Raw genomic sequence first — 2,237 nt, 5'->3', positions numbered from 1 at the left:
CATTATGGAGAGTCTATGAATTCAATTTGTGAATGTCAAAATATTTCCAGAGAAAGTGAGTTGGATGCGGCCATCCTCCAAAGACTCTTAAATGAGTATCTGATCACTTGATTTTCAGAACCTTTATTAGATATAGGCATCTACTCTTCAGAGTTTGCATTCCTTTAAGATTAACGTTTATGTTCGCTGAGTGAGGTCATAATGTCATCAAGTATTCTAGAGGTGGGTTTGAATAGTTTGGGTCCAGTACAATTGGAAATTTCGTCTGACTTAAAGACTCAAGCCTGGCAACAAGCAAAGCAGTGCCATTCTAACGTGACAGCTCAATATAATGCTTATATTAATTATATTTGTACCTATACTTTTAAAGCTTGGCTGGAAGAATGGCTGGAAGAAGAACCTGATTTAAGAATTTCAATTTGGCCAAATGAAAAAGAATTGCCCACCATTTGGGAAGTGGTTAATGGAACTGGGATAGCTCTGGGCAACCAGCGTGTGATCCTGATTCCTAATGAAAAAAATATTTTTGAGGAATTGGAAGTCCCTCAGGAATGGATAAATATTCCGAGTTGGTCTGGAAATTACTATGTAGCATTGCAGGTGGTGGTTGAGGGCGAAGACGATAAGGATTGGGTAAATATATGGGGATTTACCACCCATCAACAGCTAAGACAAGCAGCTCATTATAGCGATAAGCAAAGGTCATATACATTGGCAACAGATAAGTTGATTGAGGACTTAACAGTCATGCAGATGACGTTAGATTTGGTTGTTAAGGAGGGGGTTAAAGCAACACCTAAGTTCACTCAGTCTGATATAAAAAAGTTGATAGACCAGTTATCAGATAAGGATTGTTATTCGCCAAGGTTACATCCGGATTTGAGTTTTCAAGCATGGGCTGCATTGCTTGAAAATAAGGAACTAAGACAAGAGCTTTATGAAAGACGCGTTGGTATTACCAGTGAAAAAGCTCAAGCTCAAAAGATACTTTTAGATCGCAAAAAAGAATTTTCAGACGTCAATTTAAGGAAATGGTTAACAACGGCTGCTGCTCAAACTGAACATTTTCTTGAAAAAGGCTGGCAAGCTCTTGAATTCTATTTTTCGAGTTCCGAAGCTATCCCTATTAGAGGGACTCCTAATTCATCGAGAAGAGAACCGGAGAGTGTTATCGATACGTCTAAGAACGAAATCAACTCTGTTCTCAAGCTTTTGAGGACAAATCAATCTGAAGAGATCCGTCGACAAGCGGCTGGAGTTTTAGGCGAGATTGGTGGTGGTCAGCAAGAAGCTATCAACGCGTTAACTCATCTGCTGGATGCAACTAAAGATGAAGAAACTCGGTGGCAAGCAGCTTTTAGTTTAGGTAAGTTAGATCCTGGCAATCCTAAAGCTAGCGTTCGCAAAGCACGATTAATTGATCTGGGTATAAATTTATCTAATCAAAAGCTTCTACTAGTTGTTGCTGTTATTCCTAAGACTAATAACAGCTTAGGCATATTTTTAAAGGTTCTTGCCGCTGAGAAAAACCAGAATTTGCCGCCTGGACTAAAACTAAGCGTTTTTTCAGGAGTAGATGAAAATGTGATACCAGGTTTAGAAGTAGAAGCAAGAGGTGATGAGCAGAGACAAGATAAGTTGCTTCAGCTTAGGTTTAGTCCTCCAGTGAGAAGTTCTTTTAGGGTAAAGATTTCTTTGAGAGATAAATCTATAACTGAGAGCTTTATTACCTAGGTTGAGTTCTTTCAATAGTGTGGTAATGGGAAAGGCAGCTGTTTTAAAGATAGGCACAGGCAACTTTAAAGAAGGGTTTGAGGTGACTCTACAAATTTGCCCAGATGACGCTCCTCCTTCTAGAGAAATTCAAGGCAGGTTACCAGGAAATTCCGATCTTGAAGGCCTTCACACTCTGTGGTCGCAAAGTTTTCGAAGTTTAACCTTTAATTCTTCTGGTGCAAGCCGAGGAGCTGATGACTGGGAAATTGATGAAAGTATTACAACCAATCGCACTACCCTTGAAGGTTTTGACGTCTGCCGTCAAAGTGCTCGTAGACTAGAAAGCTGTCTCCGAGAATGGTTACAGGCATCAGAAAGTGGCTGGTCTAGGATTAGAGAAAATCTTAGAGAAGAACTTGCTAAAGGAACTGATGACACCCGCTTGATCATTCAATCTGAAAATACTTTTTTTGGAAAATTACCTTGGCAGGTTTGGGACCTTTTAGAAGATTATCCTGATG

Annotated in this window: 1 protein-coding gene and 1 pseudogene; both read left to right on the top strand. The window is 39.7% G+C overall.

Translation table 11 applies throughout. The features are described 5' to 3' along the window. Positions 1 to 201 precede the first annotated feature (201 nt). Positions 202 to 1,734, top strand: coding sequence for a DUF1822 family protein (locus IQ260_RS30035; protein ID WP_193996714.1), 1,533 nt, complete (start codon positions 202 to 204; stop codon positions 1,732 to 1,734). Between the two features lie 25 nt (positions 1,735 to 1,759). Then, positions 1,760 to 2,237 (top strand): annotated as a pseudogene (locus IQ260_RS30030) (hypothetical protein); the annotation flags it as partial.

Source organism: Leptolyngbya cf. ectocarpi LEGE 11479 (assembly GCF_015207065.1).
GTDB lineage: Bacteria > Cyanobacteriota > Cyanobacteriia > Phormidesmidales > Phormidesmidaceae > Leptothoe > Leptothoe ectocarpi.
Note: the sequence above shows the minus strand (reverse complement) of the source record. Positions and strands in the feature narration are given on the sequence as shown.

What these genes read in the sequence shown, in the direction of transcription:
- IQ260_RS30035 (WP_193996714.1), top strand. Translation starts at nt 202, where the DNA reads ATGTCATCAAGTATTCTAGAGGTGGGTTTGAATAGTTTGGGTCCAGTA.